Source organism: Hasllibacter halocynthiae (assembly GCF_003003095.1).
GTDB lineage: Bacteria > Pseudomonadota > Alphaproteobacteria > Rhodobacterales > Rhodobacteraceae > Hasllibacter > Hasllibacter halocynthiae.
This window is the reverse complement of the sequence record NZ_PVTT01000002.1, coordinates 622,898-645,181: the sequence shown is the minus strand read 5'-3', so window position 1 is coordinate 645,181 and position 22,284 is coordinate 622,898. Positions and strand designations below refer to the sequence as shown.

General features: G+C 75.3%; 20 protein-coding genes. 15 read left to right on the top strand and 5 right to left on the bottom strand.

Translation table 11 applies throughout. The annotated features are described in order from the left end of the window. The first annotated feature begins 173 nt into the window (after positions 1-173). Positions 174-1,814 carry an OmpA family protein gene (locus tag BCF33_RS10015; RefSeq protein WP_106160789.1) on the top strand — a complete coding sequence of 547 codons (1,641 nt, stop codon included), beginning with the start codon at positions 174-176 and terminating at the stop codon, positions 1,812-1,814. 113 nt (positions 1,815-1,927) lie between these two features. On the opposite strand, the gene BCF33_RS10010 is transcribed toward BCF33_RS10015, so the two are convergent. Together BCF33_RS10010 and ahcY are read right to left on the bottom strand one after the other, a co-directional pair. Further along, positions 1,928-2,548: a class I SAM-dependent methyltransferase gene (locus tag BCF33_RS10010; protein ID WP_281260022.1), complete on the bottom strand. Its 621-nt coding sequence runs from the start codon at positions 2,546-2,548 to the stop codon at positions 1,928-1,930. Positions 2,549-2,654: 106 nt separating this feature from the next. Further along, positions 2,655-4,043 carry an adenosylhomocysteinase gene (gene ahcY, locus BCF33_RS10005; protein ID WP_106160787.1) on the bottom strand — a complete coding sequence of 463 codons (1,389 nt, stop codon included), beginning with the start codon at positions 4,041-4,043 and terminating at the stop codon, positions 2,655-2,657. A 156-nt stretch (positions 4,044-4,199) separates the two neighbouring features. On the opposite strand from ahcY, the gene BCF33_RS10000 reads away from it, so the two are divergent. Both BCF33_RS10000 and dps read left to right on the top strand, forming a co-directional pair. After that, positions 4,200-4,799 (top strand): HD domain-containing protein, encoded by a 600-nt coding sequence (locus BCF33_RS10000; protein ID WP_106160786.1) that lies wholly within the window; start codon positions 4,200-4,202, stop codon positions 4,797-4,799. Between the two features lie 151 nt (positions 4,800-4,950). Beyond that, positions 4,951-5,439 carry a DNA starvation/stationary phase protection protein Dps gene (gene dps / locus BCF33_RS09995; protein ID WP_106160785.1) on the top strand — a complete coding sequence of 163 codons (489 nt, stop codon included), beginning with the start codon at positions 4,951-4,953 and terminating at the stop codon, positions 5,437-5,439. 127 nt (positions 5,440-5,566) lie between these two features. Here the strand turns inward: dps and BCF33_RS09990 are convergent, their stop codons facing one another. After that, positions 5,567-6,142 carry an ActR/PrrA/RegA family redox response regulator transcription factor gene (locus tag BCF33_RS09990; protein ID WP_211292377.1) on the bottom strand — a complete coding sequence of 192 codons (576 nt, stop codon included), beginning with the start codon at positions 6,140-6,142 and terminating at the stop codon, positions 5,567-5,569. An 84-nt stretch (positions 6,143-6,226) separates the two neighbouring features. Here BCF33_RS09990 and BCF33_RS09985 point away from each other — a divergent pair, with 84 nt between their 5' ends. The 8 genes from BCF33_RS09985 to trxA all read left to right on the top strand — a co-directional run bounded on the left by BCF33_RS09985 (position 6,227) and on the right by trxA (position 17,751). Next, positions 6,227-7,579 carry an ActS/PrrB/RegB family redox-sensitive histidine kinase gene (locus BCF33_RS09985; protein ID WP_106160784.1) on the top strand — a complete coding sequence of 451 codons (1,353 nt, stop codon included), beginning with the start codon at positions 6,227-6,229 and terminating at the stop codon, positions 7,577-7,579. 510 nt (positions 7,580-8,089) lie between these two features. Continuing rightward, a complete protein-coding gene (locus BCF33_RS09980) occupies positions 8,090-8,896 on the top strand; it encodes a PAS-domain containing protein (protein WP_158259404.1) in 807 nt (268 codons plus the stop codon). A gap of 48 nt (positions 8,897-8,944) precedes the next feature. Beyond that, positions 8,945-9,412 (top strand): tRNA (adenosine(37)-N6)-threonylcarbamoyltransferase complex ATPase subunit type 1 TsaE, encoded by a 468-nt coding sequence (tsaE, locus tag BCF33_RS09975; protein ID WP_106160782.1) that lies wholly within the window; start codon positions 8,945-8,947, stop codon positions 9,410-9,412. Continuing rightward, positions 9,405-10,388, top strand: a complete 984-nt coding sequence (locus BCF33_RS09970) for an aminoglycoside phosphotransferase family protein (RefSeq protein WP_106160781.1) — start codon at positions 9,405-9,407, stop codon at positions 10,386-10,388. The genes tsaE and BCF33_RS09970 overlap by 8 nt, the downstream gene beginning before the upstream one ends. After that, the gene (locus BCF33_RS09965) at positions 10,364-11,047 is read left to right on the top strand and encodes a nucleotidyltransferase family protein (RefSeq protein ID WP_106160780.1); all 684 of its coding nucleotides are present in this window, start codon (positions 10,364-10,366) and stop codon (positions 11,045-11,047) included. The genes BCF33_RS09970 and BCF33_RS09965 overlap by 25 nt, the downstream gene beginning before the upstream one ends. Beyond that, positions 11,031-13,988 carry a double-strand break repair protein AddB gene (gene addB, locus BCF33_RS09960; protein ID WP_106160779.1) on the top strand — a complete coding sequence of 986 codons (2,958 nt, stop codon included), beginning with the start codon at positions 11,031-11,033 and terminating at the stop codon, positions 13,986-13,988. Before BCF33_RS09965 ends, addB begins: the two co-directional genes overlap by 17 nt. Beyond that, complete coding sequence (gene addA / locus BCF33_RS09955) at positions 13,985-17,374, top strand: double-strand break repair helicase AddA (protein ID WP_106161566.1); 3,390 nt, start codon at positions 13,985-13,987, stop codon at positions 17,372-17,374. Before addB ends, addA begins: the two co-directional genes overlap by 4 nt. A 53-nt stretch (positions 17,375-17,427) precedes the next feature. Then, positions 17,428-17,751 (top strand): thioredoxin, encoded by a 324-nt coding sequence (trxA, locus tag BCF33_RS09950; protein ID WP_106160778.1) that lies wholly within the window; start codon positions 17,428-17,430, stop codon positions 17,749-17,751. Positions 17,752-17,843: 92 nt separating this feature from the next. Here the strand turns inward: trxA and BCF33_RS09945 are convergent, their stop codons facing one another. Beyond that, positions 17,844-18,302: a YtoQ family protein gene (locus BCF33_RS09945; RefSeq protein WP_106160777.1), complete on the bottom strand. Its 459-nt coding sequence runs from the start codon at positions 18,300-18,302 to the stop codon at positions 17,844-17,846. A 374-nt stretch (positions 18,303-18,676) separates the two neighbouring features. Between BCF33_RS09945 and BCF33_RS09940 the strand changes: the two genes are divergently transcribed. The 3 genes from BCF33_RS09940 (at position 18,677) to BCF33_RS09930 (ending at position 20,435) form a co-directional block, all read left to right on the top strand. Then, positions 18,677-19,267 carry a gluconokinase gene (locus BCF33_RS09940; protein WP_245883808.1) on the top strand — a complete coding sequence of 197 codons (591 nt, stop codon included), beginning with the start codon at positions 18,677-18,679 and terminating at the stop codon, positions 19,265-19,267. A 305-nt stretch (positions 19,268-19,572) separates the two neighbouring features. Next, complete coding sequence (gene hslV / locus BCF33_RS09935) at positions 19,573-20,106, top strand: ATP-dependent protease subunit HslV (protein ID WP_106160776.1); 534 nt, start codon at positions 19,573-19,575, stop codon at positions 20,104-20,106. Beyond that, positions 20,103-20,435: a DMT family transporter gene (locus BCF33_RS09930; protein WP_106160775.1), complete on the top strand. Its 333-nt coding sequence runs from the start codon at positions 20,103-20,105 to the stop codon at positions 20,433-20,435. Before hslV ends, BCF33_RS09930 begins: the two co-directional genes overlap by 4 nt. On the opposite strand, the gene BCF33_RS09925 is transcribed toward BCF33_RS09930, so the two are convergent. Then, positions 20,422-21,075: an endonuclease/exonuclease/phosphatase family protein gene (locus BCF33_RS09925; RefSeq protein WP_158259403.1), complete on the bottom strand. Its 654-nt coding sequence runs from the start codon at positions 21,073-21,075 to the stop codon at positions 20,422-20,424. The two genes, BCF33_RS09930 and BCF33_RS09925, sit on opposite strands and share 14 nt — an antisense overlap. An 84-nt stretch (positions 21,076-21,159) precedes the next feature. Here BCF33_RS09925 and BCF33_RS09920 point away from each other — a divergent pair, with 84 nt between their 5' ends. Further along, on the top strand, positions 21,160-22,257 hold the full coding sequence (locus BCF33_RS09920; protein WP_106160773.1) for a hypothetical protein: 1,098 nt from the start codon (positions 21,160-21,162) through the stop codon (positions 22,255-22,257). Positions 22,258-22,284: the final 27 nt, after the last annotated feature.

The following is a 22,284-nucleotide window of genomic DNA, read 5'->3' as shown; positions in this document are numbered from 1 at the left end:
TGCGCACGAGAGGCTAGGACGGGGGCGGCGGCCAGCAAGCGGAAGACGGCCGGCCATGGGCGGGAACAGGGAACATCCCCTCCCCCCTTGCGCGTTCATCGGCCGACGGCGCCCGGCACACGGCGCCGGTGATCAAGCATAACATACGCAACAGCCAACCGGGAGATCATCGAATGAACCGCTCCATCGCACGTCTGATGGCGTCCGCCGCCGTATCGGCCATGATCGCCGCCGCGCCCCTCGCCGTGGCCGCGCAGACCTCCGAGCCCGAGACCGTCACGAACCCCGACGAGGAGAGCCGGCTGACCTGCCAGGCGGAGGTCGCGGCCCTGCGCGACACGATCCGCTCGGAGGACGAGTACACCGACCTCGCGCCCGAGTTCGAGCAGCTGATCGCCGCCGCCGACGACGCGGCCGTCAACGTCTCGGACGGGGTGTGCTACGTGCGCCTGCTGGGCGCGCAGCAGTACCTGGCCGATGCCGGCCTCTCGATCGAGGGCTATACCGACCAGGCGAAGATCTACGACACGATCGCCGCGGCGCAGGCCGCCGGCGCCCTGTCGGACGCCGACGTGGACGAGGCGCGCGCCTCCACCATCGAGGTCGAGGCACGCCCGGCCCGCGTCGCCGTGACCCCGGCCGCCGCCCGCGTCGCCATCGAGCAGGCCGCGACGGAGATCGGCGTCACCCAGCGCCCGGCCGAGATCACGGTCGAGCAGGCGCCCGCCAACGTGGACGTTCAGCAGGCCCAGCCCAACATCGACGTGACCCAGGCCCCGGCCAACGTCGAGGTGGACAGCCCCGCCCCGCAGGTCCAGGTCGTCCAGCCCGAGCCGCAGATCCGCGTGACGCAGGCCCAGCCCGAGATCGAGGTCACGCAGACCGCGCCCGAGGTCACCGTGACCCAGGACGAGCCGACCGTGACCATCCGCCAATTCGAGCCGCAGATCGAGATCGTCCAGCCCGAGCCGACGATTACCGTCAACCAGCCCGAACCCGAGGTCGCCGTGGTGCAGCCCGAGCCCGAGGTGACCGTCACCCCGGCCGAGCCCATCGTCACCGTCGGCCAGGCCGAACCCGAGGTCGACGTCGACTACCAGCCGCCCGAGGTCAACGTGACCCAGCGCGCGCCCGAGGTCACGGTCGACCAGGCTGAGCCGCAGGTGAACGTGGCGGAGGCACAGCCGCAGGTGTCGGTCCAGCAGGGCCAGCCCACGGTCGACGTCAACCAGCCCGACCCGGTCGTGAACGTCGAGCAGGCCGACGCCACCGTCGCCGTCACCCAGGAGGAGGCCGTCGTCACCGCCGACCTGGCCGAGCCCGAGGTGACGGTGAACACCGCCGACACCGCCGACGTCGAGACCATCGACGAGGGCGAGCCGCAGATCGACGTGACCGCCGCCGGCGAGCCGCAGGTCGAGATCACCGCCGAGGACGCCGACCGGGCCATCGCGGCGGTCGACGCGCTCGCCGTCGAGGAGGTCGAGTTCGGCTTCGACAGCGACGTCGTGACCGACACGGGCCGCCAGAACGTCGCCGACGCGGTCGACGTGATGACCGACGACAGCACCGCCATCCTGATCGGCTATGCCAGCCCGATCGGCGACGCGGACTACAACCTCGACCTCTCGCAGCGCCGGGTCGAGAGCGTCCGGGCCGCGATGATCGACATGGGCGTCGATCCCTCGCAGATCGTCGTGCGCTCGCTTGGCGAGGACGCATCCGAGGTCGAGGCGGGCGAGGACGAGCGCAGCGAGGAGAACCGCCGCGTGGAGATCCGCATCCTGCCGGCCGCCGCGCTGGACGCGGACTGATCTAAGCGAGAGGCCGGCCCCCAGGGGCCGACTCCGCCGAAAAAGGGCCCCCCGGAGCGATCCGGGGGGCCTTCTGCTTGGGCGTGGTCCCCCGCGAGGGGGCGGACGGGCGATCAGCCCGCGACCACCAGGCGGTATCCGCAGTCCAGCTCCGCCCGGCTGCGCAGGTGGCCGAAGCGCCGCTCCCAGGTGCCGTTCGAGAGGTCGCGCGCGAGCCTCTCGACCCCTTCCGCCGTGTCGGTCGTCGCCAGGCCGGAGGACGCCGCCCGGACAGCCGGGTCCAGATAGGCCTCGGGGCGGCGCCAGTTGGCATGGAGGAAGCCGTCGATGCAGTCGTGCGGCACGGGCACGGCTTCGATCCGGGCGCCGCCCAGCGCGTGCCCGAGCCAGTCCAGCGGGGGCATGACGCGGTCGTCCAGCGCGACGAGCTCGGGGAAGTATTCGTGCAGCCAGTGGCCGCGAAATGCCGGATCGGCCGTCAGGAGGACGAGGGGGCGGGTCGCGACCCGCCGCATCTCGGCGAGGCCCTTCGCCGGGTCCGACCAGTGGTGCACCGTCAGCACCGCCATGGCGGCGTCGAAGGCACCGTCTTCGAAGGGCAGTGCCTCCGCGAAGGCCTGGACGCAGGGCGCAGCCCCTTCGGGCCGCTGCGCGATCATGGTCGCCGAAGGCTCCACCGCCGTCACGTCGCGCCCCGCGGGCTCGTAGGAGCCCGCGCCCGCGCCGACGTTCAGAACCCGCCGCGCCCCGCCCAGCGCGGCTTCGATGCGCGCGGCGATGCGCGGATCGGCCCGGCGGCGGCGGGCGTAGCCGCCGCCGATTCGGTCGTAGAGGCCCCCCTCAGTAACGGTAGTGCTCCGGCTTGAAGGGCCCGTCGGGGGACACGCCGATATAGGCCGCCTGCTCGGGGTCGAGCTTCGTCAGCCTGGCGCCGACCTTCGCGAGGTGCAGCCGGGCGACCTTCTCGTCGAGGTGCTTGGGCAGGACGTAGACCTCGTTCCCGTAGGCGTCCCCGTTCCGCCAGAGCTCGATCTGCGCGAGGACCTGGTTGGTGAAGCTCGCCGACATGACGAAGGAGGGGTGCCCTGTCGCGTTGCCGAGGTTCAGGAGGCGCCCTTCGGAGAGGAGGATGATGCGGGAGCCCGAGGGCATCTCGATCATGTCCACTTGGTCCTTCACGCGCGTCCACTTGTGGTTGCGCAGGGACGCGACCTGGATCTCGTTGTCGAAGTGGCCGATGTTCCCGACGATCGCCATGTCCTTCATCGCGCGCATGTGCTCGATCCGGATGACGTCCTTGTTGCCGGTGGTGGTCACGAAGATGTCGGCGTCCCCGACCACGTCCTCAAGCAGCACGACCTCGAACCCGTCCATGGCGGCCTGCAGCGCGCAGATCGGGTCGGCCTCCGTCACCTTCACGCGCGCGCCGGCGCCCGCCAGCGACGCGGCCGAGCCCTTGCCCACGTCGCCGTAGCCGCAGACGACGGCGACCTTGCCGGCCATCATCGTGTCGGTGGCCCGGCGGATGCCGTCGACGAGCGATTCCTTGCAGCCGTACTTGTTGTCGAACTTCGACTTGGTCACCGAGTCGTTCACGTTGATCGCCGGGAAGGGCAGCCGCCCCTCGCGCTGCAGCTCGTAGAGGCGGTGGACGCCGGTTGTCGTCTCCTCCGACACGCCCCGGATCTGGTCCTTCATCTTCGTGAACCAGCCGGGGGACCGCTCCATCCGCTTGGCGATCTGCGCCTTGATGACGGCCTCCTCGTCCGAGGTGGGGACGGGGATGATCTCCTCGCCCGCCTCGGCGCGCGCGCCCAGGAGGACGTAGAGCGTCGCGTCGCCCCCGTCGTCGAGGATCAGGTTCGGTCCGTCCGGGAACTGGAACGAGCGGTCGAGATAGTCCCAGTGCTCCTCCAGGGACTGGCCCTTCACGGCGAAGACGGGGATGCCCGCCGCCGCGATCGCCGCCGCGGCGTGGTCCTGGGTCGAGAAGATGTTGCAGGACGCCCAGCGCACGTCCGCCCCGAGGGCGACGAGCGTCTCGATCAGCACGCCGGTCTGGATGGTCATGTGGAGGGAGCCCACGATCCGCGCGCCCCGCAGCGGCTTCTCCTCGCCGTACTCCTCGCGCAGGGCCATGAGGCCGGGCATCTCGCTCTCGGCGATGGTCAGCTCGGTGCGGCCGTAATCGGCCAGGGCGACGTCCTTCACGACGTGGTCGGTGCTCATGTCGTCGGGTCCTTCGGGAAGAGAGGGCGGGGGCGGCCCGGCAGGGACCGTTCGGCCCGGCCTTAGCAGCCCCCGGTCCGCGCCTCCACCCGCGGCGTCGGGCGAGGGCGCGGGCGCGGGATGGAAACTGCCCCGCGCCGCGCTAACCCTTCGCCCATGCCCGCGACCCGCGCCAAGAGACCCGCCCGCGCCTGGCAGCGGATGCTGTCAGGGCGGCGGCTCGACCTTCTCGACCCCTCGCCGCTCGACGTCGAGCTGGAGGACATCGCCCACGGCCTCGCCTTCGTGGCGCGCTGGAACGGGCAGACCTCCGGCGACTGGCCCTATTCCGTGGCCGAGCATTCCCTCCTCGTGGAGGAGCTGGCGGTCTTACCGGACGGCGATCCGCGCTGGCCGCTCGCCGCGCTGCTGCACGACGCGCCCGAATACGTGATCGGCGACATGATCAGCCCCGTGAAGGCCGCGGTCGGCCCCGGCTACGCCGAGATGGACGCCCGCCTGACGGCCGCCGTCCACATCCGCTTCGGGCTGCCCCCCGCCCTTCCCGCGCGGGTCAAGCGCGCGATCAAGGCGGCCGACAGGGCCTCCGCCTGGCTCGAGGCGGTCCGCATCGCCGGCTTCTCGGAGGCCGAGGCCAGCCGCTTCTTCGGACGGCCCGCCGACGGCCTGCGCCGCCGCCCGCTGGTGCCCCGCCCCCCGGCGGAGGTGCGCGCCGCCTTCCTCGCCCGCGCGGAGGCCCTGATGGCCCGCCGCTGATCGACGCCGGGGCCGCACGGGGAGCCGTACGGGGAGCCGCACGGGGCGCCTGCGTGGTGGAACCGGCCCGGGGGGGCGGCGCATTGGTCCGGGCGGGCGGGCCCTCCGGGCCGGCGCCCGGAACGCACACGTACGCGAAAGGAGGCCCCGAATGCCCCTCGACACCCGCTTCGTCCACGGCCTTGAGGACAACACCCGCAAGACCGTGATCGACCTCTTGAACGCCCGCCTCGCGGACATGATCGCCCTCAGCCTCGCGGTGAAGCAGGCGCACTGGAACATGAAGGGCCGCGGCTTCATCGGCGTGCACGAGCTGCTCGACGACGTGGTCGAGCGCCTCCGCGAGAGCGCGGACCTGATCGCCGAGCGCGCCCAGATCATCGGCGGCGTGGCCGAGGGCACCGTCGACATCGCCGCCTCGCGCGGGGAGATGGAGCGCTACCCCACGGACCTCGTGGAGGTGGAGGACCACGTCCGGGCCCTGACCGAGCGCTTCGCCGACGTCGGCGCGCGCATCCGCAAGGCGATCGAGGAGTCCTCGGACGCCGGCGACGCCGACACGGAGGACCTGTTCACCGAGGTCTCGCGCCAGGTCGACAAGGACGCCTGGTTCATCGGCTCGAACGCGCCCTCCCGCTAGGGCGCGGCCGCCTGCGGGAGGGGCAGCCCCCTTCCCGCGGGCAGCGGTTCGGTCCGGCGGTCCTGGCGAACCCGCCGGGCGCGCGTCCCGAGCGGGGCGGCCGGCGCCGCGTGGGAGGGAGTTCCGGCTAGCGCGGGGAGCGCTTGGCCAGGATCCGCTGGAGCGTGCGCCGATGCATCCCGAGGCGCCGGGCGGTCTCGGAGACGTTGCGGTCGCAGAGCTCGTAGACGCGCTGGATGTGCTCCCACCGGACCCGGTCGGCGCTCATCGGGTTCTCGGGCGGGGGCGGCGCGCCGTCGGGCGGCGCGAGGAGCGCGTCGACGATCTGCTCGGCCTCGGCGGGCTTGGGCAGGTAGTCCGCCGCCCCGGCCTTCACCGCGGCGACGGCCGTGGCGATGGCGCCGTAGCCCGTCAGCACGACGATCCGGCAGTCGGGGCGCCATTCGCGCAGCGCCTCGACTACGTCGAGGCCGTTGCCGTCCGCGAGGCGCAGGTCGACGAGCGCGTAGGCGGGCGGGCGGCGGCGGGCGGCGGCGCGGCCCTCCTCGACGCTCTCGGCGAGTTCGACGTCGAAGCCGCGCTTTTCCATGGCGCGCTGGAGGCGCTTGCCGAAGGCGGCGTCGTCGTCCACCAGAAGGAGCGAGGGATCAGGGCCGATCTCGCCCGTGGGGGCCATCGTATCCGCCTCGGTCTCGTCGCGCATGCTGCGGTCTCCGGTTCGCACTGGTCCGGGGGGCAAGGTAGGCTTAGCTGACCGAAAGGAAAGCGCAACCTGGGAGCGATCCGCATGCCGACCGCGCGCGACACCGCCGGTGCGGCGAGGGACGGGCCGGACCTCGCCCTCGACCTCCGCACGCCCGCCTGGATCCGGCTTCGGACGCTGGTTCTGCTGCGCTGGCTGGCGATCGGCGGGCAGCTCGCGGCGGTGATCGTCGCGCAGGAGGTCCTGGACCTCGGGATCGCGGCGGAGCTGGCCTACCTCGCCATCGGCCTCTCCGTGGCGGCCAACGTTTTCGCGACGCTGTTCTACCCCGAGGGCAAGCGCCTCACGCAGGACGAGATCCTGGCGATCCTCCTCTTCGACGTGGTGCAGCTTGGGTTCCTCCTCTCGCTCACGGGGGGGCTGGGCAACCCCTTCGCGCTGCTGATCCTCGCGCCCGTGACGATCGCCGCGACGGTGCTGCGCCTGCGTTGGACGCTTCTGGTGGGGGCCGTGGCGGCGGTCTCGATCACGCTGCAGCGATGGGCCTACGTGCCCCTTCGCAAGCCCGACGGGACGGTGGTCGGGGCCGAGCCGCTCTTCACCTTCGGGCTGTGGCTGGCGATCCTGACGGGGATCGCGTTCCTCGGCCTCTACGCGCGGCGGGTGACGGGCGAGATGCGGTCGATGTCCGAGGCGCTGCTGGCGACGCAGGCCGCGCTGGCGCGCGAGCAGAAGCTGACCGACCTGGGCGGCGTGGTCGCCGCGACCGCGCACGAGCTGGGCACCCCGCTGGCGACGATCAAGCTGGCCTCGACCGAGCTCGCGCAGGAGCTGGAGGGCGCGCACCGCGAGGACGCGGAGCTGATCGCCGCGCAGGCCGACCGTTGCACGGAGATCCTGCGCTCGATGGGCCGGGCGGGGAAGGACGACCGGCATCTCAGGCGCGCGCCGCTCTCGGCCGTGCTGCGCGAGGCCGCGGCCCCGCACGAGGGGCGCGGCAAGGCCATCCGCTTCGAGGCGCGCGGCGACGACCCCCTGGTCGAGCGGCGCCCCGAGCTGCTGCACGGGCTTCGCAACATCGTCGAGAACGCGGTCGACCACGCCCGGGCGCGGGTCGTGATCGTGCAGGAGGTCGGCCCCGCGGGCGTCGCGGTGACGGTGCGCGACGACGGGCCGGGCTTTCCGCCGCACGCCATCGGCAACATCGGCGAGCCGTTCCCGAAGCGGCGGCCCGGCGCGAAGGGGCTGGGCCTCGGCCTCTTCATCGCGGTGACGCTCCTGCGGCGGACGGGGGCGGAGCTGAAGGCCGCGAATCGCGGCGCGCGGGGCGGGCCGGGCGGGGCCGAGGTGACGCTGCGCTGGCCGCCGGGGGCGCTGGACGCGGCCCAGGGACCCGGGGCCGCGCTGGGCGAGAATCCCGTCCATCCAGTGGCCTAGCCGTTGCGTGCGGGGCAGCGCGCGGTGCGTTAACCTGCCGTTTACCCCAGGCGGGCATCCTTGCCGCCCGGGCCGGGAATCCGCCGCCGGGCGCCATAGGGACGAGAGGAGGAACGCCGCGTGACCACAGTCGAGCTTGCCGTCGTGCTCCTCTGCGCCGCGCTGGGCTTCGGCCTGCCGCGGCTCGCCGCGCGGGCGGCGGCGGGTCGGGCGGGCGTGCCCCCGGGGTCCCGGCGGGCCGCCGGCGCCGCGGACGGGCCGGCACGGGGAACGACGCCGGGTGAAACGCAGGGGGAAACGCAGGGGGAAACGCGGAGAGAGCCGTCCGACGAAGCGGTCGCGGAAGCGCCCGACGGAACGCTCGTCGACGCGGCCGTCGGAATGCCCGACGACGTGGCCGGAGAAGGACCCGGCCCGGTGGCGCGGCCGTCCGCGCGCGCGCCTTCGGGGCACCGCAAGGCGCCCGAAGCCCCCGATGCCCCCGATGCCCCCGATGCCCCCGATGCCAGCGTGAGCCGCGCGCTGACGGAGACCTTCGCGCACCTTCCCGTCGGCCTCGGGGTGTTCGACGCGGACGGCCGGCTGACCACGTTCAACCCCGCCTTCGCCGACCTCACGGGCATCGAGCCGGGCGTGCTGATCGCGCGGCCGCGCCTCTCCGACCTCCTGGACCGGCTGCGCGAGGCGCGCGTGCTGCCCGAGCCGCGCAACTGGAGCGCCTGGCGCGACGGGATCGCCCGGCTGGAGGCCGGCGCGCGGGACGGCACGCTCCTCCAGAGCTGGGACTTGCCCGACGGGCGGAGCTGGCGCGTCTCGGGCCGGCCCCATCCGGGCGGGGCGGCCGCGCTGCTGATCGAGGACGTGAGCGATTCGGTCGACACGATCCGCCTGCTGCGCGCCGAGCTGGAGCTGGGCCAGGCGGTGGCCGACAGCCTGGACGAGGCGGTCGCGGTCTTCTCGGCGCAGGGCGTGCTGGTGCTGTCGAACGCCGCCTATGCGCGCCTCTGGGGGACCGATCCGCGGCAGACGCTGGGCGACGCCTGCCTGTCGCAGGCCCGGCTGACCTGGCGCGCGCGCGGCGGCGACGAGGAGGCCTGGCGCGCGCTCGACGCGGCCCTCGCCCCCGGCGCGCGGCGGGGCTGGCAGGGCGCCGTACCCCGGGCGGAGGGGTCGGACCTTCGGGTGCGGACGGTGGCGCTGCCGCGCGGAGGGGTCCTCGTGGGCTTTCGCCCGAGCGGGGAGGAGGACGGCGCGGAGGCGGACGGGGCCGCGCGGGAGAGCGGCGGCGGGGCCCGGGCGCCCATGGCGGCGGAATGACGCGCCAGACCCGTTGCGGCCCCCGGCGAGCCGCCCCATGCTGGCGGCATGACGACGACCCGCCTTTCCCTTCCGGGGCCGGACGCGACCGACGCCGCGGGCGCGGCGCTGGCGCGGCACCTCGCGCCCGGCGCGACGGTGCTGCTGTCGGGCGAGCTGGGGGCGGGCAAGACGCATCTCGCGCGCGCCGCGATCCGCGCGCTGGCCGGCCCGGAGGTCGAGGTCGTCTCGCCCACGTTCACGCTGGTGCAGACCTATGCCACGCCGCTCGGCGAGCTCTGGCATGCGGACCTCTACCGGATCGAGGACCCGTCCGAGGTCGCGGAGACGGGGCTGGAGGACGCGCTGGGCACGGCGATCTGCCTGATCGAGTGGCCCGAGCGGATGGGGGTCCTACCGCGGGACGCGCTGCGCCTGTCGCTGCGGCACGACGGCGACGGCCGGGTCCTGGAGCTGGCGGGCGGGCCGCGCTGGGACGGGCTGCGGGCCGCGCTCGCGGGGGCGGTCCATGCCTGAGAGGGCCGCGAAGGTCGCCGCGTTCCTGCGGCGGGCCGGGCGCGCGGGCGACGGCCGCACGCCGCTGGCGGGGGATGCCGGGCTTCGCCGCTACGAGCGGCTGAAGGGGCCGGAGGGGTCCTTCGTCCTGATGGACGCGGACCCCGGCCTCGGCGAGGACGTGCGCCCGTTCCTCGACGTGGCCGCGCGCCTCGCCGCGCTGGGGCTGCGCCCGCCGCGGATCGTCGCGGAGGATCCCGTGGAAGGGCTGCTGCTGCTGGAGGATTTCGGCGACGACCTCCTCGCGCGGGTGCTGGAGAGGGAGCCGGGGCGCGAGGGCGCGCTCTATGCCCGGGCGGCGGACGTCCTGACGCGGATCGACGGCGCCGGCGCGCCCCGGGGACTGCCGCGCTACGCCGCGGACGAGATGGCGGACGCCGCGGCCCTCGCCTGGCGCTGGTACGCGGGACGGGAGGACCCCTGCCCCTGGCGCGACGCCCTGCGGGACCGCATCGCGGAGGTCTGCGGCGGGCCCGCCACCATGGCGCTGCGGGACTTCCACGCCGAGAACCTCGTGGTGCTGGGGGATGGCGGGCTGGGCCTGCTGGACTTCCAGGACGCGGCCCTGGCGCCGGCGGGGTACGACCTCGTCTCGCTCGTGCAGGACGCGCGGCGGGACGTCTCGCCCGCCGTGGCGGAGGCGGCGGTCGCGCGGTTCGCGGCCGCCACGGGCCGGGACCGGGCGGGGCTGGACGCGGCCCTCGCGGTGATGGGCCTGCAGCGGGCGGTCCGCGTCCTCATGATCTGCGCGCGCCTCTCGCTGCATTTCGGCCGGCCGCGCTACGTGCGGCTGATCCCGCGGGTCTGGGGCCAGGTGCAGCGGAACCTGGCCCATCCTGCGGCCGCCCCGCTGGCGCCGATCCTCGACCTGCCCGCCCCTTCGGAGGGGGTGCTGACCGACCTGGAGGCCCGATGCGGGACCGTCCCGACGCTTTGATGGTGTTCGCGGCGGGCTTCGGGACGCGGATGCGCCCGCTGACCGACGCGATGCCCAAGCCGCTGATCGAGGTGGGGGGGCGGACCCTGCTCGACCGGGCGCTGGCGCTGGGGGCGGGGCGCGCGCCCGTGGTGGTGAACGCCCACTACCGGGCGGCCCAGATCGAGCGGCATCTGGAGGGGCGTGGCGTCCACGTGCTGCGCGAGGACCCCATACTCGACACCGGGGGCGGGCTGCGCGCGGCGCTGCCGGTCCTGGGGCCGGGACCCGTGCTGACGCTGAACCCCGACGGGGTGTTCGGGGGGCCGAACCCCCTCGCCCTCCTGCGGGGGGCGTGGGACGGCGCGGCGGAGGCGGTGCTGCTGCTGGCCCCCGCGGGGGCGGTGGGGCGCGCGCGGGGGGATTTCGACATGGACGAGGCGGGCGCGCTGCGGCGGGGCGGGGCCTACGCCTTCCTCGGGGCGCAGGCGCTGCGGACCGGCGGACTGCGGGAGATGCCGGAAGGGGCCTTCTCGCTGAACCTTCTCTGGGACGCGATGATCGGGCGGGGGACGCTTCGGGGGCTGCGCTACCCGGGGCGCTGGACGGACGTGGGCACGCCCGAGGGGATCGGAGCGGCCGAGCGGATGCTGGAGGCGCGCGATGTTCCCGCCGGCTGAGGGGCCGCGCCTCTTCGGGCTGCCGCCGGGCGTGGACGCGCCCCGCGCGCTGGCCGACGGGCTGCTCGCGCGGGCGGGGACGGCGCCGGACGCCTTGATGGGCGCGACGGTGATCCTGAACACCGCCCGTATGCGCCGCCGCGTCGCCGAGGAGCTGGCCGCCCGCGGGCCGCGCGCCTTGCCGCGCCTGATGCTGCTGGAGGAGGTCGCCGCCGAGACGCCCGTGCCCGGCCTCGCCCCCGCGGTGCCGCGCCTGCGGCGGCGGCTGGAGCTGACGCAGCTCGTCGCGGGGCTGATCGCGGCGCGTGAGGCGGACGGCGACGCGCCGCGCCGGGCGCATCTCTACGAGCTCGCCGACAGCCTGAACGCCCTCTTCGAGGAGATGCACGGCGAGGGGGTCGGCCCGGACGCGCTGGAGGCGCTGGACGTGGGCGACCAGGCGGACCACTGGTCCCGCGCCCTGGCCTTCCTGCGGATCGCCGCGCCCTTCTTCGACGAGGGCGCCGCCCCCGACGTCGCCGGTCGCCTGCGCGTGGTGGCCGAGACCCTCGCCGCGCGGTGGGAGGCCGCCCCGCCGGAGGGGCCGGTGATCGTGGCCGGCTCGACGGGCTCGCGCGGGGCGACGGCGATCCTGATGCGCGCGGTGGCGCGCCTGCCGCAGGGCGCGCTGGTGCTGCCGGGCTTCGACTTCCAGATGCCCGAGGAGCTCTGGTCCGCGCTGGAGGAGGACGGCCCCGTCGAGGACGGCGTGCCCCTGCCGGCGGAGGACCACCCCCAGTACCGGTTCCGCGCCCTGCTGCGGTCGCTGGACGCCCGTCCGGGCGACGTGCGGCCCTGGACGCGGCCCGACCCGCCCGACCCGCGGCGGGGCGCGCTGATCTCGCTGGCGATGCGGCCGGCGCCGGTGACGGACCAGTGGCTCTCCGAGGGGCCGGGCCTGGGGCCGCTGGCGCCCCTGGCCGGGCGCATGACCCTTCTGGAGGCGGCCGGCCCGCGCGAGGAGGCGGGCGCCATCGCGCTGGGGCTGCGGGACGCGGCGGCGCGGGGCCTTCGCGCCGCCCTCGTGACGCCGGACCGGGTCCTGGCGCGGCGGGTGACGGCGCTGCTGGGCCGGTGGGGGGTGATCCCGGACGACAGCGCGGGCGTGCCGCTGCACCTCTCGGCGCCCGGGCGCCTTCTGCGCGAGGCGGCGCGCCTGCCCTTGGACCGCATCGGGATCGAGCCGCTGATCGCGCTGCTGAAGCACCCCCTCGTCCATTCGGGCGCCGGGCGGCTCGAGCACCTGCGCTGGGTCCGCGCGCTGGAGCTGCAGCTCCGGCGGCACGGGCCGCCCTACCCGCGCGCGGACGACTTCGCCCGCTGGGCGGCCGAGCGCGACGAGGAGGGGTGCGGCCCCTGGTGCGCCTGGCTCGGCGGGATCGTGGAGGCGCTGGTCCCGGCCACGCTGCCGCTGGGCGGGCACGTCGCGCGGCACGTGGACCTCGCGCAGCGCCTCGCCGCCGGACCGGGGGGCGAGGGGGCCGGAGAGCTCTGGGAGAAGGCCGCGGGGGAGGCGGCGCTGCGGGCGATGGAGGACCTCGCGCGGGAGGCGCCCCATGGCGGCGCGATGGACGAGAGGGACTATTCGGGGCTTCTGGACGCCTTCCTCGGGCGGCAGGAGGTCCGCCGCTCGGAGGTGGTGGACAAGCGCGTGCGCATCCTCGGCACGCAGGAGGCGCGGATCGGGGGCGTGGACCTCGCCATCCTCGGCGGGCTGAACGACGCGGTCTGGCCCGGCGCGCCCGACCCCGACCCCTGGCTGAACCGGGCGCTTCGCAAGCGCGCCGGCCTGCCCCTGCCCGAGCGGCGGATCGGCCTCGTCGCGCACGACTTCCAGCAGGCGGCGAACGCCCCGGAGGTCTGGCTGAGCCGCGCGGTGCGCGACGGCGAGGCGTCCACCGTGCCCTCGCGCCACCTCGCGCGGCTCGTGCAGCTCCTGAAGGGGCTGCCGGGGACGGGGGGGCCGGACGCCCTGGCGGCGATGCGGGGCGCGGGCGCGGCCTGGCTGCGGCGGGCCGAGGCGCTGGACGAGCCCGGCGCCCCCGTCCCGCCCGAGCCGCGGCCCGCGCCCGCGCCGCCCGTCTCGGCCCGCCCCTCGCGCTGGTCGCCGTCGAGCGTCCGGCTGCTGATCCGCGACCCCTACGCGGTCTACGCGCGCCAGACGCTGGGCCTCTACCCGCTCCACTCGCTCCGGCCGAAGCCGGACGGGGCGCTTCGCGGCATCCTCGTGCACCGGGCGCTGGAGCGGCTGACGGCCGAGCCGCCGCGCGCGGACCACGACGCCGAGCGGGCGCGCCTCCTGGGCGTCTTCGCGGAGGTCTTCGAGGAGGGCGCGCCCTGGCCGGGCGAGCGGCGCGGCTGGCTGGCGCAGATCGAGGGGATCGCCGACTGGCTGGTGGACCGCCTGGCCGAGGCCCGCGCGGAGGGCGCGGTCGTGCTGCGCGAGGAGGAGGGCGTGTTGGACCTCGGGCCGGTGGGCACGCTGAGGGCGACGGCCGACCGGATCGACCGGGCGCGCGGCGGCGGGGTGATCTGGGACTACAAGACCGGCACCCTGCCCTCGGAGAGGGCGCAGAAGGCGTTCGAGCCGCAGCTCCTCATCGAGGCGATGATGCTGGAGGAGGGCGCCTGGGAGCGGCTGGGCCCGATGCGCTGCCTCGCGGCGCGGCACATGCGCGTGGCGCGCGACCCCAAGGTGGCGGACGCGCCCCTTCAGGACATGCCGCCGGCGCGGGTGCGGGGCGACCTCGTGGCCCTCCTGCAGGCCTACCGCGAGCCCGGGCGCGGCTTTCGCGCGCAGGCCGCGCCCGAGAAGGCGGCCGACAGGGGCGAGTACGACCACCTCGCCCGGCGGGGCGAATGGGGCCTGGCCGACCCCGCGCCCGTGGCGCCCGTCGGATGAGCGCGCCCCTGGTCCCGGCGGGCGGCGTCGACGACGCGACCGAGGCGCAGCGGCGGGCGGCGGACCCGGCGGCCTCGGCCTGGGTGTCGGCGAACGCGGGCTCGGGCAAGACGAAGGTGCTGACGGACCGGGTGGCGCGCCTGCTGCTGACGGGGGTGCAGCCGCAGCGCATCCTCTGCCTGACCTTCACGAAGGCCGCCGCGGCAGAGATGCAGAACCGCCTGTTCGACCGGCTCGGGACGTGGGCGATGATGCCCGACGCCGAGCTGGTCCCCGCGATGGAGGCGCTGGGCGCGCCCGACATCGACCGCGCAATCCTCCTGCGGCGGGCGCGCACGCTGTTCGGCCGGGCGATCGAGACGCCGGGCGGGCTGAAGATCCAGACGATCCACTCGCTCTGCGCCTCGCTGCTGCGGCGGTTCCCGCTGGAGGCCGGCGTCTCGCCCGCCTTCGAGGAGATGGACGAGCGGCAGGCCGAGGAGATGGCCGAAAGGGTCCTCGACGCGATGGCGCGCGAGCCGGAGGGCGCGGAGGCGATCGGCGGCGCGGCGCGCCTGACCGGCGGGCCGATGCGCGAGCTGGCCCTGGAGGTGGCCAAGGGCCGCGACCGCTTCGAGGAGGCGCCGGAGGTCCCGCTGGACGCCTGGCTGGGGCTGGAGGGCGCGCCCGAGGACCTGTCGGCGACGCTCCTCGAGGGGGGCGAGGCCGACCTGGTGCGCGCCGCGATCCCCTTCTTCGACGCGGGGTCGAAGACCGACATGGCCGACGCGGACAAGCTGCGCGCCGCGCCGCCCTTCGGGCCCGAGGGCGTGCTGGGATGGATCGACCTGCTGACCTACGGGCCCGAGACGAAGCGCCCCGGCGCGCCGAAGCTGGACCGCTTCCCCACGAAGGGCACGCGCGGGAAGCCGGGCTTCCCCCTGGCTGAGTGGGACGCCTTCAAGGAGCGGGCGGCGGAGGTCGCGGCCCTGGCCCGCGCGCGCACGGTGGCGCGCAACGCCCATGCGCTGCGCCGCTTCGCGAAGGCGTTCCTGGCCGGGTGGGACGCCGCCAAGCTGCGGGCGGGGCTTCTCGACTTCGACGACCTGATCCGGCGCACCCGCGCCCTGATGCGGGGGCCCGCGGCGGCCTGGGTCCTCTACCGGATGGACGGGGGGATCGACCACGTCCTCGTGGACGAGGCGCAGGACACCGCGCCCATGCAATGGGACGTGATAGAGGCCCTGACGGAGGAGTTCACCGCAGGGGAGGGCGCGCGCAGCGGGGGCGAGGGGGGGCGCTCGCTCTTCGTGGTGGGCGACCCCAAGCAGTCGATCTACGGCTTCCAGGGGGCCGAGCCGGGCGGCTTCGAGGCCCGCGCGGACGCGTTCGAGCGGCGCTTCGCCGCCGCCGGCAAGCCCTTCCGCCGGGTCGAGCTGCTGCATTCCTTCCGCTCGTCGGACGCGGTGCTGGGGGCGGTGGACGCGGTCCTCTCGGGCGCGCCGGGGGTGGGCGAGACGCGCCACCTCGCCTTCCGCGAGGCGATGCCGGGCCGGGTGGACATCTGGCCCGCCGTCGAGCCCGCCGAGGCCGCGAGCCCCGAGAGCTTCCGCGACCCGATCGACGCGCTGCCCGAGGACGCCGCCGACGTGCGGCTGGCCGCGAAGGTCGTCGAAGGCGTCGAGCGGATGATCCGCGAGGGCGCGCCCGTGGCCACGAAGGGCGCCGTGCGGCCCGTGCGGCCGGGCGACGTGCTGATCCTGCTGCGCTCGCGCGGGGTGCTGTTCCAGGAGATCATCCGCGGGCTGAAGCAGCGCGACGCCCGCACCGGGGGGCTGCTGCCCGTGGCCGGCGCGGACCGGCTGCGCGTGCTGGAGGAGCTGGCGGTGCGCGACCTCGTCTCGCTGCTGGCGTTCCTCTCGCTGGAGGAGGACGACCTCGCGCTGGCGGAGGTCCTGCGCTCGCCGCTCTGCGGGCTCTCGGAGGGGCACCTCTTCGCGCTGGCCCACGCGCGCCCCGGCACCTTGTGGGAGGCGCTGCGCAGGGCCGAGGGCCGGCATGGCGAGGTGGTCGCGATGCTGCGGGACCTGCGCGCGCAGACCGGCTTCCTGCGCCCCTTCGAGCTGCTGGAGCGGGCCCTCGTCCGGCACGGGGGGCGCCGGCGCCTCGTCGCGCGGCTGGGCCGCGAGGCCGAGGAGGGGATCGACGCGCTCCTCGGGCTGGCGCTGGACTACGAGGCGCGGGCGGTGCCGTCCCTCACGGGCTTCGTCTCCTGGGTCCGCGAGGACGCGAGCGAGATCAAGCGCGTGATGGACGAGGGTGGCGGCGCGATTCGGGTGATGACGGTCCACGGCGCGAAGGGGCTGGAGGCCCCGGTGGTGATCGTGCCGCAGACGGCCAAGCCCGTCTCGCGCGCGGCGCCGCAGGCGCCGGAGGTCCTCGCCACCCCCGCGGGGCCGATCTGGCGCGGGTCGAAGGCGGTCGCCCCTGCCCCGGTGCGCGCGCTGATCGAGGCCAGCGTCGAGGAGGGCTGGGAGGAGCACCGCCGCCTGCTCTACGTAGCGATGACGCGCGCGGAGAGCTGGCTGATCGTCGCCGGCGCGGGCGAGATGAAGGACCGCGACCTCGCTTGGTTCGCCGCCGTCGAGGACCGGCTGGAGGACCGCGCCGAGCGGATCGAGACCCCCACCGGCACCGGCCTGCGGGTCGAGCGGGGACGCATGGAGGCCGCCGGCCCCGGGCCGGAGGCCCCCGCGATCCCGGCGCCGCCGGACGGCTGGTCGCTTCCCGCGCTCTCCGGGGCGCGGACCGATCCCGGGCCCGTCTCGCCCTCGGGCCTCGGGGGGGCGAAGACCCTGCCGGGCGAGGCGGCCGATCCCGGCGCGCTGGCGCGGGGCACGCACCTGCACCTCTTGCTGGAGCACCTGCCCCGCCATCCCGGCCTGCCGGACATGGAGGTGGCGCGGGACCTCCTGCTCGCCGCCGAGCCGCCCGCGCGCGAGGAGGACCTTCCCCTGCTGGTCGCGGAGGCCCGGACGGTGCTGGACGCGCCGCGCCTCGCGCCGCTCTTCGCGCCGGGCACCCGGGCAGAGGTGACGCTGGCGGGCGACCTGCCGGGGCTGGGCCCCGCGCTCGGCGCGGTGGACCGGATCGTGCCGGGCGAGGGCGAGGTCCTGATCGTGGACTACAAGTCGAACCGCCTGCCCGCCGCCGCGCCCGAGGCGGTGCCGGAGGGCCTTCTGCGGCAGCTCGGGGCCTATGCCGCCCTGGCCGCGCCCGTGTTCCCCAGCCGCAAGGTGCGCACCGCGATCCTCTGGACGGCGGACGCCACGCTGACCGAGGTGCCCCCCGCGCTGCGCGAAGCCGCGCTGGCCCGCGCCGCCGCCGAGATGCGGGGGGCAGATTGACGCGGGCGGGGGGCGACCATAGCTTGCGCCCCCCACCCCCGGAGGAGAGAGCCATGCCCACCGCCCCCGTCACCGACGCCACGTTCGACGCCGAAGTCCGCCAGAGCGACGTGCCCGTCGTCGTCGATTTTTGGGCGGAATGGTGCGGCCCCTGCAAGGCCATCGGCCCCGCCCTCGAGGAGCTGGCCGACGAGTACGCGGGCAAGGTCAAGATCGTGAAGGTCAACGTGGACGAGAACCCGGCCTCGCCCGGGGCGATGGGGGTGCGTGGCATCCCGGCGCTGTTCCTCTTCAAGGACGGCGAGGTCGTGTCGAACAAGACCGGCGCCGCCCCGAAGGCCGCCCTGAAGGAGTGGATCGACGCCGCCGTCGCCTGACCGGCCGGAGTATCCGTTCATAGGGCGGGGCCCGGACCCCGCCTTCGCCCGCCACGGCCGTCCGCGGCAGGCGTGGCGGGGGGCCGGCTCTCTCAGGCGTCTGCCGCCGCGGGCAGAGCGCCCGTCTGCACGTAGCGCAGGACGTCCACGATCTGCTCGGGCGTCTCCGCAACGGCCAGGGCGGCGGCGTCCACCTCCTTCAGGGCGTGGGCGTGGTCGGGGCCGTGCAGGACGATCAGCGACTTGCCCAGCGCCGCGGCGTAGCCCGCGTCGAAGGCGGCGTTCCACTGCTTGTACTTCTCGCCGAAGCGCACGACCACGACGTCGGCGTCCTCGATCCCCTTGCGGGTGCGGATCGCGTTGATCTGCGCGCCCTTGCGGTCGTGCCAGACCTTGCGGTCCTCCGCCCCCAGGATCGCCACGCCGCAATCGTCCGAGGCGTCGTGGTCGGTGACGGGCGACGAGAACGCCACCTCCAGCCCCTTCGCCCCCGCCACGATCCTCTCGCGCCAGTCGGTGTGGATCTCGCCTGACAGATAGACCTTCAGCATCTCGTCTCCTCTCCTCGGTGCCTGCGCCGGCCGGCCCCCCGGGAGCCGGGCGGGGCCGGGCGGGGCCGTTCTGCGACGGCGCGCGGGAAAAGCCCATGCCGCGCCGCGCCTCCCCGGCGGCGGCGCGCCGGCCGGGCGCCAGGGCGGCGCGCGGCCGGCGGTGCCGCGGGATCCCGGCGTGCGGGCCGGGCGGGGCCGGACCCGGGCCGCCGCCCTGCCCTTCCTCCGACGCCCCGAGCCGCGCGAGCGGCAGCTCGACCGCCAGCCGGCCGGCGCGCCCGGGCCGCCCGCCGAAGCCCCAGGGAGGGGGGGTTCGGGCGTCGCCGCCAGGCGGCGACGATCCGTTGACGGATGACGGCGCCGCCAGATAGCCCATGGCGAAGGCGAAGCAGGTGCGGGGGATGGGCGGCATGGACGACGCGGCGCATCCCGCGATCCTCGTGATGGGGGTCTCGGGCTCGGGCAAGACCAGCGTGGCGGTCGCCCTCGCGGAGCGGCTCGGCGCCCTCTTCGTGGAGGCCGACGACCATCACCCGCCCGCCAACGTGGCCGCGATGGCGAAGGGAATCCCCCTCACGGACGAGCTGCGGCGCCCCTGGCTGGAGGCGGTCGGCGAGGCGGTCGCGGAGCGGCGCGCCGAAGGGCCCGTCGTCCTCGCCTGCTCGGCGCTCAAGCGGCGCTACCGCGACGTGCTGCGCCGCCGGGCCGGGCCGCTCGACGTCGTGCACCTGACCGCGCCCCGCGCCCTCATCTTCGGGCGCATGGCCGCCCGGCGGGATCACTTCATGCCCGCCGCCCTGCTCGACAGCCAGATCGCCGACCTCGAGGCCCCCGGCCCCGCCGAGGACCCGGTGATCCTCGACGCCGCGCTGCCGGTGGACACGCTCGCGCGGCACGCGGCCACGGCGCTCGCCTTGCGCCACCCTCGGCTCGCGACCCGATCCCATGGGGGGAACGTCGGATGAGGCGAACCGCCATGGGAGCGGCCCGGCATGGTGGCCCGGGGCATCGAACGGGCCATCACCTTCGCGCTGCCGATGCCGCTTCTGCCGACGGGGACGGCTGCTGGGCCACGGCCCGATCCGGTTCGGCACGCTCTTCGCGACGGGCATGCAGGCCTCGTTCCTCTCGCCGCGCCTCGGGCGGCGGCCTTCCGCCCTAGGTCCGCGGCCCCGCCCGGCATCCCGCGGCCCCGGCTTCGCGGTCGCGGCCCCGCGCCATTGCCGCGCGCCGCGGTCGCCCGCATATCGCCCCCAAACGGAGGGCGCGCATGGCCGATTGGCATGGAACGACGATCCTGGGGGTCCGCAAGGGCGGGCAGGTCTGCATCGCGGGCGACGGGCAGGTCACCCAGGGCCAGACCAGCATCCTGAAGGGCAACGCCCGCAAGGTGCGGCGGATCGGGACGGACGTGGTCGCAGGCTTCGCCGGGTCGACGGCCGACGCGTTCACCCTTCTCGAGCGACTGGAGAAGAAGCTGGAGGCGCATCCCGGCCAGCTCGCCCGGGCCTGCGTCGAGCTGGCCAAGGACTGGCGGACGGACAAGTACCTCCAGAAGCTGGAGGCGATGCTGATCGTCACGGACGGCACGGCGCTGCTGATCGTCACCGGCGCGGGCGACGTCCTCGAGCCCGAGCACGACGTCGCCGCCGTCGGCTCGGGCGGGAACTACGCGCTCGCGGCGGCGCGGGCGCTGATGGACACGGACCACGCGGCCGAGGAGGTCGCCCGTCGCGCCATGGCCGTCGCGGCCGAGATCGACATCTACACCAATGGCAGGCTCGTGGTGGAGGTGATGGGTTGACCTGGCCGGCGGGCTGGGCCGCGCTCCTCCTCGCGGGGGCGTTCGAGGTCGGGTTCGCGAGCATGCTGAAGCTCTCGGACGGGTTCACGCGGCTCGTGCCGTCGGTGCTGTTCGCCCTCTTCGCGTTCCTGTCCTTCTGGCTGCTGACGCGGGCAATAGAGACGATCCCGCTCGGCACGGCCTACGCGGTGTGGACCGGGATCGGGGCGGTGGGGACGGTGGCGGTCGGCATCCTCTTCTTCCAGGATCCGGCGACCTTCTGGCGTATGGCGTTCGTGGCAGGGCTGATCGTATGCCTCGTCGGGCTGAAGGTCGTCAGCCCCGCCTGATCCGCGCGCGCACCGGCAGGTGGTCGGAAGCGAGGCCCGCCGCGCGCACGACCTCGGCCTCCTCGACGTGGAGGCCCGGCCCGACGAGCACCCGGTCGAGCGGAAGGAGCGGCCGCCGCGACGGGAACGTCGGGCCCGGGGCGGCCATGCGCCAGCCGGGCGGTAGGCGAAGGCCCCGGCGGCGCCACTCGTTGAAGTCGCCTGCGACGAGGTGCGGCCCCCCCATCCCCTCCAGCGCGGCGAGCACCTCGCGCAGCTGGCGCCTGCGGTGGAAGCGCAGCAGCCCGAGGTGGACGCAGGCCACCGAGGCCTGCGGCAGGGCCAGCATCAGGGCGCCGCGGATCTCGAAGCCGGCGAGGGGGACGCGGCGCGTCGCGGCGACCGGCACCCCCCGGCGCACCAGCACCGCGTTCCCTCGCCATCCGAGGGAGCGCCCGCCCGCGCGCGCGGGACGGTAGCCGGCCGCCCCGAGAAGGGGCAGCGGCAGCGAGGCGCGCCGGCCGAACCGATCGTCGCATTCCTGCAGGAACACGATGTCGGCGTCCTCGGCGGCGATGCGGTCCACGATGCGCGCAGGATCGCGCCGCCCGTCCGATCCGAGCGCGAAACGAATGTTCCATGTCAGCACCGTGAACTGCATACTGGGAGATGAAGGCCGCATCCGCCCCCGGCGTTCCCGCCGGAAGGGAGGGGGGCGTCCTTGGGTCGCGCGGGAGGGCCGGGGATGATCGAGAGGGACGACGTCAAGGCCGCCGTCGCGGCGGGGGTCCTGAGCGAGCGGCAGGCAGCGCATCTCGCAGCGTTGGCCGACGCGCGGCGGGGCACGCGCGACGACGTCCGCCCGGGGGAGGAGCCGTTCGAGCTGTTCCGCGGCTTCAACGAGATCTTCATCGTCGTGGGCCTCGTGATCCTGGCCGTTGGCTGGCAGGGGCTGGCGGCGGCGGTGACGTTCGGCACGGGCCTTTCCGACGGAGGGTTCGCGCGGACCTACGCGGTGATGTCCGGGCTGGGGGCGATCGTGGTCTGGGGCCTGTCGGAGTACTTCGTCCGCCGCCGCCGGATGGTGGCGCCGGCGATAGCGCTGACGATCCTGTTCGCGCTCGCGCTCGGGGGGGCGACGCTGCCCTGGCTGACCGAAGGGGTGGCGCGGGCGGCGCTGGGCTTCGACACCTCGCGCCTGCTGATGGCGGCCGGGATCGTGATCGGCGGCCTCCTGGTGCATTTCGGGCGCTTCCGGGTGCCGTTCACGCTGGCCCTGATCGCGCTGGCGCTGTTCGGGACCGCGATCCTGGCCATCGCGGGCACGCAGGGGATCGTGCCCGATCCGGAGGATCTGTTCCTTCTCGGGGCGCAGGGGCCCTTCGCGCCGGCCACGCTGGCGCTGGGGCTGGCCTTCTTCGGGATCGCGATGACGTTCGACATGTCCGACCCGCACCGCGTCACGCGCAGGGCGGCGAACGGGTTCTGGCTGCACGTCGTGGCGGCGCCGGCGATCGTGAACACCGTGGCGCTGTCGCTGCTGGCCGAGCCGTCGGGCGGGCGCCTGGCGGCCCTGGCGGGGTTCCTCGCGCTGATGGCCCTGGTGGCGGTGGTGATCGACCGGCGGTCCTTCCTCGTGGCGGGCGCGGGCTACATCGTCGTGCTGGCGGGCCTCGTGGCGGAAGGGGGCGGCGTGGCGGGCGCGGTCCTCTCGATCGGGGCGGGCCTCCTTCTCCTCGGGGCGCTCTGGGAGCGGATCCGGGGCGCCCTGCTGCGCCTTCTGGGGCCGGTGCTGCCGGTCGGGCGGCTGCCGCCCGCCAACGGCGTGGGCGAGATGGCGTGACCCCGCGCCTTGGCACGGTGCGCGCCC

Excerpts from the sequence above, each read along its gene's own strand:
- BCF33_RS10015 (WP_106160789.1), top strand. The coding sequence starts at position 174 with ATGAACCGCTCCATCGCACGTCTGATGGCGTCCGCCGCCGTATCGGCC.
- ahcY (WP_106160787.1), bottom strand. The coding sequence starts at position 4,043 with ATGAGCACCGACCACGTCGTGAAGGACGTCGCCCTGGCCGATTACGGC.
- BCF33_RS10000 (WP_106160786.1), top strand. The coding sequence starts at position 4,200 with ATGCCCGCGACCCGCGCCAAGAGACCCGCCCGCGCCTGGCAGCGGATG.
- dps (WP_106160785.1), top strand. The coding sequence starts at position 4,951 with ATGCCCCTCGACACCCGCTTCGTCCACGGCCTTGAGGACAACACCCGC.
- BCF33_RS09990 (WP_211292377.1), bottom strand. The coding sequence starts at position 6,142 with ATGCGCGACGAGACCGAGGCGGATACGATGGCCCCCACGGGCGAGATC.
- BCF33_RS09985 (WP_106160784.1), top strand. The coding sequence starts at position 6,227 with ATGCCGACCGCGCGCGACACCGCCGGTGCGGCGAGGGACGGGCCGGAC.
- tsaE (WP_106160782.1), top strand. The coding sequence starts at position 8,945 with ATGACGACGACCCGCCTTTCCCTTCCGGGGCCGGACGCGACCGACGCC.
- BCF33_RS09970 (WP_106160781.1), top strand. The coding sequence starts at position 9,405 with ATGCCTGAGAGGGCCGCGAAGGTCGCCGCGTTCCTGCGGCGGGCCGGG.
- BCF33_RS09965 (WP_106160780.1), top strand. The coding sequence starts at position 10,364 with ATGCGGGACCGTCCCGACGCTTTGATGGTGTTCGCGGCGGGCTTCGGG.
- addB (WP_106160779.1), top strand. The coding sequence starts at position 11,031 with ATGTTCCCGCCGGCTGAGGGGCCGCGCCTCTTCGGGCTGCCGCCGGGC.
- addA (WP_106161566.1), top strand. The coding sequence starts at position 13,985 with ATGAGCGCGCCCCTGGTCCCGGCGGGCGGCGTCGACGACGCGACCGAG.
- trxA (WP_106160778.1), top strand. The coding sequence starts at position 17,428 with ATGCCCACCGCCCCCGTCACCGACGCCACGTTCGACGCCGAAGTCCGC.
- BCF33_RS09945 (WP_106160777.1), bottom strand. The coding sequence starts at position 18,302 with ATGCTGAAGGTCTATCTGTCAGGCGAGATCCACACCGACTGGCGCGAG.
- BCF33_RS09940 (WP_245883808.1), top strand. The coding sequence starts at position 18,677 with ATGGCGAAGGCGAAGCAGGTGCGGGGGATGGGCGGCATGGACGACGCG.
- hslV (WP_106160776.1), top strand. The coding sequence starts at position 19,573 with ATGGCCGATTGGCATGGAACGACGATCCTGGGGGTCCGCAAGGGCGGG.
- BCF33_RS09925 (WP_158259403.1), bottom strand. The coding sequence starts at position 21,075 with ATGCAGTTCACGGTGCTGACATGGAACATTCGTTTCGCGCTCGGATCG.
- BCF33_RS09920 (WP_106160773.1), top strand. The coding sequence starts at position 21,160 with ATGATCGAGAGGGACGACGTCAAGGCCGCCGTCGCGGCGGGGGTCCTG.